The sequence below is a fragment of the uncultured Brachyspira sp. genome (genome assembly GCF_944393015.1).
Taxonomy (GTDB): Bacteria; Spirochaetota; Brachyspiria; order Brachyspirales; family Brachyspiraceae; genus Brachyspira.
The window spans coordinates 1-8,298 of record NZ_CALXYQ010000075.1 but is presented as its reverse complement, the minus strand read 5'-3'; the positions used below and the strand labels follow the sequence as shown (position 1 = coordinate 8,298).

Genomic DNA, 8,298 nt, shown 5'->3' with positions numbered 1-8,298 from the left:
TTGAGACTATTTATTTGTTTTAACTAATATATTTATTTTCTTAAAAAAAAAAATCAAAATTATAATAAAAATCAATAAAAGAAGTATAAAATATAATTTTTTGTTAATTAATTTCTTTATCATATATCAATCCTACTATCTCTTAATAGTTAAGGCATAATTTATACTAAACCATTATTTTTAATTATAAAATAAATTTACTCTTATATATTAATACGTAAAAATTCAAAATATTTATAAAAAATTAAAATTTCATATTTATATTATAATACTTAATATAATTTTTTCAACTTTACTTTTATAATTATTAAGAAAATTTTATTAAAATCCTTGACATTTTTTATTATTTATAATAATATTATTGTCAATAGTAAATGTTTTTAGGAAAAAATAAAAATGTACAAATTAAATAATTACAATTTATTTTTCAACAATTCTTCAAGGCGTTAAGCCTCCATTTTATTTCAATCGCATTTTAAAATAAATTTCTCAAAAATAAAAACAATTAAATATTAGTCTTTATTAATATTATTTTAAATTATTACAGGAGTGTTTTATATGATAAAAGTATCCGTTATAGGTGCAACAGGATATGCAGGTGCAGAATTAATAAGATTATTATTATCTCATAGTAAAGTAGAATTAAAAAATCTTTCTTCAAAAAGTTTTGTAGGAAAAAATATAAATGAGGTATATCCTAATTTAAATAAAAACTTAGATAAATTATTATTAGATGAAAATGAAATATTTGAAGATACTGATGTTGTATTTGCATCATTGCCCGCTGGTTTAAGTGATGATATTGCAAATAAATGTTTTGAAAAAAATATTTTGTTTATAGATTTAGGTGCTGATTTTAGATTGGACGATGAAGAAGATTATAAAAATTGGTATGGTAAAGAATATAAATACAAAAATCTTCATAAAGAGGCAATATACTCAATACCTGAAATAATCAAATATGATAATGTATATAATAAAAAAGAATTAAAGAATGCAAAAATTATAGGTAATCCCGGCTGCTACCCTACTTCTATAGGATTAGCATTGGCACCTGCTTTGGTAAATAAATTGATAATCAAAAATGATATTATAATCGATTCTAAATCAGGTGCTACAGGTGCAGGAAGAGAATTGAAATTGAATACTCATTATACTGAATGCAATGAAGCATTTGCTCCTTATAAAATTGCAGAGCATAGACATACGCCTGAAATAGAACAAACATTATCAAATATATACGGTGAAGATATAAAAGTTACTTTTGTTCCTCATTTGCTGCCATTAAATAGAGGAATAGTTTCAACAATATATGCCAAATTAGAAAATAAAAATCTTAAATTAGAAGATATACATAATACTTATAAAGAGTTTTATAAAGATTCAGCATTTGTAAGAGTATTAAATATAGGAGAGATAGCAAATTTAAAATATGTTAAATATTCAAACTATTGTGATATATCTTTGCATATAGATGCAAGAACTAATAAATTAATAATAGTATCAACAATAGATAATATGGTAAAAGGAGCGGCAGGACAGGCAATACAAAATATGAATATAGCTTTAGGGTTAGAAGAATCTGAAGGATTGAATTTTATTCCTCCAGCTTTCTAAAAATATAATAAGTTTATAGCTAGTAATTTTTAAAGCAATAAACGAGCAGCTGATAACTAACGAAGGAAGTTGTCAGCTAATAATATTTATAAAATTGATATTACAAAATAAATAATTATATTTTATTAATTTTTATATTTTTGTAAATTTATTGTCAACTTTTTTGTCGCACACGCTCTGCGGGCTTCGCCAAAGTTGCAAAAAACGCAAGTACTTCAATTTTATATTTTAATAATATACCTTAAATGTAAGGCAATACATATATTTTAAATTAAAAGATAAAGTCTTTTCATATAGTGAGAAATAAATAATTTTTTTATAACAATAAAAAATAGGAGATTATAATGACAGATATTAAACAAATTGAAGGCGGAATATGTGCATCTGAAGGTTTCTTAGCAAACGGAGTACATGCTGGTATAAAAAAGAATAGCGAAAAAAAAGATTTAGCAATAATTTATAGTAAAAGTCTATGCTCTGCTGCTGCAGTATATACTCAAAACAAAGCATGCGGAGCAAATATCACAGTAAGCAAAGAACATTTAAAAGACGGAAAGGCAAAAGCTGTTATATGCAATTCAGGTAATGCTAATACTTGTAATAAAGACGGCGTGGATAAAGCAAAAGAAATGTGTAAACTCACTGCTGATGTATTAGGTATTGATGAAAAAGATGTGGCTGTTGCATCTACTGGTGTTATAGGCGTGCCATTACCAATAGAGCCTATACAAAAAAATATAAAGACACTTATAGAAAACGCAAATAACTCTGCAGAGCATGCCAAAAATGCTGCATCTGCAATAATGACAACTGACACATTTATGAAAGAAATAGCTTATGAATTTGAAATTGACGGAAAGAAAGTTCATATAGGCGGAATGTCAAAAGGAAGCGGTATGATTCACCCTAATATGGCTACAATGCTTGCTTTTGTAACTACTGACTGCAATATATCAAGCGAAATGCTTCAAAAGGCTTTAAGCGAAGACGTTAAATATACATACAATATGATCAGTGTTGACGGAGATACTTCTACAAATGATATGTGTGTTGTGCTTGCAAACGGAGAAGCTAAAAATACTTTAATTGATAAAGAAGATGATAATTATAAAATATTTTGCAAAGCATTGAATATGACAAATACTTATTTATCAAAGCAAATGGCTAAAGACGGAGAAGGTGCTACAAAATTAATTGAATGCGAAGTTATTAATGCTGAAAGTTTAAAATTGGCAAGAAAGATAGCTAAATCTGTAATAACTTCAAATTTAGTAAAGGCTGCTATGTACGGATGCGATATGAATTGGGGACGTATTTCATGTGCTATAGGTTATACTGATGCTGATTTTGATATAAATAAAGTTTCTATAAATGTTGGTTCAAAATATGGTGAGATGAATGTTTATAAAGATGGATACGGTGTAGAGTTCGATGAAGATGAAGCTTTAAAGATATTAAAAGAAGATGAAATAAAAATAACAATAGATATGAACTCTGGAAATTATAAAGCTACAGCTTGGGGTTGCGATTTAACTTATGATTATGTAAAAATTAACGGCTCTTACAGAAGTTAAAATTTTATATATAAAATGATTATATTTTATAAAATTATAGTTATTTAATAACGTATAAGCATTCATTAATATTATAAAATATTAATGAATATAAGTTAAAGATATTTTAAATGTAGTATATACCTAAACAACTATATTTTATTAATAATAAATTTATATTTTTGTTTTGATATTTGGGGCTTTGCCCCCGCGAAGCGTACCCGGACGAAGTCCACCTACGGTGAGAATAACCCCACTTCTTTTGCGACTGCAGGGAATGCTGCGACTGAAAGGAGTACCTTTAGGTATGCTATTGCCACAGGCAAAGCCCGCCTGCGGCGATAAGCTATATCCTCGATAAACTCGGATACGATTCGCGAAAGGCTACATTTTGACTTAAATTTAGTAATTTATCTTACCTGTAAAACACAATTAGTATGATTTAATACTAATTTTATACTTGCACTTTTTGGTTCTTTTTGCGGCGGGAAAAAGAACAACATAAAAATTGAGAAACTTAAAAATTTTTAGTATATATTAAAATTTATAAAAATAATTTAATTAAATAATTAAGGAAATAAAAATGGATAATATTTCAAATATAGATAAAGCATTTATACTTAATCAGGCATTGCCTTATATACAAAAATACACAGGAAAAACCGTTGTAATAAAATACGGCGGAAGTGCTATGGAAAATCCTGAATTAAAAAAGAAAGTTATGAGCGATGTTGCTTTGCTTTCTACTGTGGGAATAAATGTTATTGTTGTGCATGGCGGAGGAAAAGATATTACTGCTATGCTTAATAAAATAGGAAAAGAATCAAAATTTATAAATGGCTTAAGATACACTGATAGCGAAACTGCTGAAATAGTAAAAATGGTTCTTGCCGGTAAAGTTAATAAAGAGTTAGTAGCATCTCTTGAAAACTGCGGCGGCAAATGTCTTGGTATATGCGGTATTGACGGAAAGATGTTTAAAGTAAGCAAATATAAAGGTAATGATGATTTGGGATTTGTAGGAGATGTTGATGATGTTGATACAGATTTGCTTAATACAATTATATCAAATAAATATATTCCAATAGTTGCAACTGTAGGATGCGATGATGAAGGAAATGTTTATAATATTAATGCTGATACTGCCGCTGCCAAAATAGCAGAAAGTTTAAAGGCAGAAACTTTAATATATATGACAGATACTCCAGGACTTTTAAAAGATAAAGACGATGAAAATACTTTAATAAGTCAGATAAATATTAAAGATATAGATAACCTTATAAAAGACGGCACTATATCAGGAGGAATGATACCTAAAGTTAAGCATTGTATAGATGCAGTTGATAATGGTGTATCAAAAGTATTTATAATAGACGGAAGATTATGCCATTCATTATTAATAGAAATGTTCACCGATGAAGGTATAGGAACTATGTTCTATAAAGATTAATAAACATTAATAAAAATAAAAAATTATGATTGGGAGTAAAAAATGCCTTGTAAGAAAACAAATAATAATCAAGATAATGAAAAATCAAAATTAAAAAAAGAGTATATCAATAATGGTAAAAAATATGTTGCAAATACTTATGCTAGATTTGATATAGTTTTAGAGTCTGGAAAAGATTGTAAATTAAAAGATATAGAAGGAAAAGAGTATATTGATTTAGGAAGCGGTATCGGAGTTAATAGCATTGGTTATGGAAATAAAAATTATATAAATACTGTAACCAATCAATTAAAAACTCTTCAGCATACATCAAATCTTTACTATACAAAACCTTATATAGATTTAGCTAAAAAATTATGCTCTATTACTAAATATGATAAAGTATTTTTCTGCAACTCTGGTGCTGAAGCAAATGAAGCTGCTATTAAATGTGCAAGAAAATATTCTTTCAATAAATATGCTAATAATGATAAAGATTATAAAAGATATAAAATAGTAACTTTAAAAAATTCTTTTCATGGCAGAACTATGGCTACAATTTCAGCTACAGGACAAGACGTTTTTCATAATTACTTTTTCCCATTCTTGGAAGGCTTTTCATTTGCAGAGGCGAACAATTATGAAGACACTGTAGAAAAATTAAAAGACAATGCCTGTGCTATGATGATAGAGCTTATACAAGGCGAAGGTGGAGTTATACCTCTTGATAAAGAATATGTGCAAAAAGTACAAAAATACTGCGAAGAAAATGATATACTTTTTATAGTTGATGAAGTACAGACAGGTGCAGGAAGAACAGGAAAATTCTTATGTTCTGAGCATTTTGGAATCAAACCTGATATTACAACATTAGCTAAAGGCTTAGGAGGAGGACTTCCTATAGGAGCAATGCTTATGAGTAAAAAATGTTCTGATGTATTTGTTCCGGGAGATCATGCTTCTACATTCGGTGCTAATCCTGTTGTTGCTGCAGGTGCTTTGGAAGTATTAAATATAATAGATAAAAACTTATTAAAAGAAGTTGAAAAGAAATCCAAATATATAAAAAGTAAATTGATGAAACTTGATAATGTTGTAAGTGTAGATGGAATAGGTTTAATGCTTGGAATAGGTTTGAAAGAAGGTTTAAATGCAAGAGAAATAGTAGAGAAATGCATATCAAAAGGAGCTATTCCATTAACTGCTAAAAACAAAATAAGACTATTACCTCCTCTTACAATAAGTGACAAAGAATTAGAAAAAGCCGTTTCGATACTTTGCGAGTGTTTAGGATAAAGATAATAGACCTGCTTTATAATGATTTTTTAGTATTATAAAGCAGGTTTATATATACTAAAAATTTTTGAGTTTGTCATTTTTTTATTCAACTTTTTCCCGCCGCAAAAAGTTGCAAAAAATGCAAGTATAAAATTAGTACTAAATCATACTAAAATCATCTTACATGTAAAATAATTTATTACATTTAAGTTCAAATATAGCCTTTCGCCGAAGGCGGGCTGTGCCTGCTTCTTTGTGGCAATAAAAGAAGTGGGGTGCGGGGCAAAGCCCTGCAGATATTTAAAATTTAAAAAAATTATTTTTGACAAAATATATTTGTTTAGGTATATAATAAAAAATTATGCTGATATATCTCTTTTATTAAAGATAATCACAGTAAGTACATTAGTTACTATTCCAATAACTAATAAGCATATAGTGCCAATTAAAAATATATTAAAATCATCGCTATATTTGGAAGGATTAAACAATGATATAATACTTAAATATTTAAAAAACTCTGCCTTCTCACCTACCCTTGATATCATTTGAAAAAGCATAAATAGTATACAAATACCCGCACCTGCCCAAAGAGAAATTGTTGCAGAAGAAAAACTTACAGAACTTAAGAAACATATTCCTAAAAAAGAAAACCACAAACCATAAAGTCCAATATTTATAACTATGAGTTTTGATATATCAAGTTCTCCTTTAAACATAATCTCACTTGTAATTATAAGCAGTATAGTTATATATAAGTTTAATATAAATATTTCTATAACAGTACTCAATATTTGAGTAGATATTATTTTGATTCTTGAATTTGGTGTAGAAAATAAATATGCAATGCTTCCTTTATCAATGTATCTTATTACTAGTCTATTAACTAATAATACAATAAAAACCAACGGAAAAATAATAAGCAAAAATGAATATAAATAATCAATTAAAAAGTCGGTTAAATTACTTGAAAAATTATTCATTCCAAATAATGCAAACATCTGAGGCATACTCTCAACCATAGAGTTTAAACTATCAACAAGTTTAGGGTCAAACATAGAAACTATAATTGCTCCATACATAGTTAATACTAAAGCAAATATTAATAATATTTTTAAATTTGATTTGAATTCTTTTTTTAATAAAACTAAATTAAACATACAAACTCCTATTATTGATAAACTTATTATTGCTAATAAAAATTATTTACTAGTATATATTAATTCTTTTATTGTTCTTTTTCCCGCCTTCGCTGTGCGGACTTCGTCAAAGAACCAAAAAGTGCAAATATAAAAATCATTATTAAATAACACTAACTTTATTTTACGGCTAATATAAATTATTAAATTTAATCTAAAATATTCACCATTAATCTACATTAATAAAAATTAGCATAGTATAATTTTTTTCATCATTTATTATAAAAATGCAAAAATAACTCCTCCAATGTCTGAGTTGAAGAATTAATATCTAATATATCATAATTGCTAAGTTCTTTTATGAAATTATTAATTTCATTATTGATAATAGAAAGCTTTACAATATTATTATTTAGCTCTGATTTAAAACTAATTTTATTTTTAAAATTTAACGCTTCTTCATTTGTTTTAAAAACCACTTCAAAATTTTTATTCTTTTTAGATTTTAATTCTTCCATATTTTCTATAGCTATAAGTTTGCCGTCTTTTAATATAGCAGTTCTGTCGCATGTTTTTTCAACTTCTTCAAATATATGCGATGACATAAAAATAGTAGTGCCTTTTTTCTTCTCTTCTAAAATCAATTCAATAAACTTTTTTTGCATCAAAGGGTCAAGTCCGCTTGTAGGCTCATCTAGTATAACAACTTCAGGCTCATTCATAAAAGCACATACTATAGCTATTTTTTGTTTTGTACCTTTTGACATATTTTTTATTTTTCTATTAGCATCAAGTTCAAATAAATCTGTAAGCTCATTAATTCTTTTTTTACTCTTTATTGATTTCATCTCAGCAATAAATCTTATAAAATCACTCCCCTTCATCTCGTCCATAAAAGCAATCTCTCCAGGCAAATATCCTAACTTCAATTGTATATTCTCTCTATTTACAAAACAGTCCATATCTAATATTTTGGCACTTCCTTTATCAGACTTTATAAAACCCATTAATTGCCTTATAGTTGTTGTCTTACCTGCTCCATTAGGACCAAGCATTCCAAATATTTCTCCTCTATTCACTTCAAAAGATAAATTAAATACTCCTCTTTTGCTTCCATAATCTTTGCTAATATTATCTACTTTTATCACAGACATAAATAATTCCTCCTTATGCCTTATAAATATTTTTTCTTATATGCAATCTGCTTAAACATTTTCATCCACTTAGAATACTGCTTTATCATATCCTCTTTATCTATTTTGTTAGTCATTTTCTTTCTGCT

6 protein-coding genes are annotated in these 8,298 nt (G+C 27.1%); 4 read left to right on the top strand and 2 right to left on the bottom strand.

Features of this window, described 5'->3' with window-relative positions:
* Positions 1-558 precede the first annotated feature (558 nt).
* The 4 genes from argC to Q0K19_RS14415 all read left to right on the top strand — a co-directional run bounded on the left by argC (position 559) and on the right by Q0K19_RS14415 (position 5,895).
* Positions 559-1,617, top strand: coding sequence for an N-acetyl-gamma-glutamyl-phosphate reductase (gene argC / locus Q0K19_RS14430; protein WP_297249179.1), 1,059 nt, complete (start codon positions 559-561; stop codon positions 1,615-1,617).
* Between the two features lie 344 nt (positions 1,618-1,961).
* Positions 1,962-3,191 carry a bifunctional glutamate N-acetyltransferase/amino-acid acetyltransferase ArgJ gene (gene argJ / locus Q0K19_RS14425; protein WP_297249177.1) on the top strand — a complete coding sequence of 410 codons (1,230 nt, stop codon included), beginning with the start codon at positions 1,962-1,964 and terminating at the stop codon, positions 3,189-3,191.
* Between the two features lie 562 nt (positions 3,192-3,753).
* The gene (gene argB / locus Q0K19_RS14420) at positions 3,754-4,620 is read left to right on the top strand and encodes an acetylglutamate kinase (RefSeq protein ID WP_297249175.1); all 867 of its coding nucleotides are present in this window, start codon (positions 3,754-3,756) and stop codon (positions 4,618-4,620) included.
* Between the two features lie 42 nt (positions 4,621-4,662).
* Entirely contained in the window at positions 4,663-5,895 is a 1,233-nt protein-coding gene (locus tag Q0K19_RS14415; RefSeq protein ID WP_297249173.1) for an aspartate aminotransferase family protein, read from the top strand.
* A gap of 341 nt (positions 5,896-6,236) precedes the next feature.
* On the opposite strand, the gene Q0K19_RS14410 is transcribed toward Q0K19_RS14415, so the two are convergent.
* Positions 6,237-7,037, bottom strand: coding sequence for an ABC transporter permease (locus Q0K19_RS14410; RefSeq protein WP_297249171.1), 801 nt, complete (start codon positions 7,035-7,037; stop codon positions 6,237-6,239).
* Positions 7,038-7,288: 251 nt separating this feature from the next.
* The gene (locus tag Q0K19_RS14405; protein WP_297249169.1) at positions 7,289-8,170 is read right to left on the bottom strand and encodes an ABC transporter ATP-binding protein; all 882 of its coding nucleotides are present in this window, start codon (positions 8,168-8,170) and stop codon (positions 7,289-7,291) included.
* Positions 8,171-8,298 lie beyond the last annotated feature (128 nt).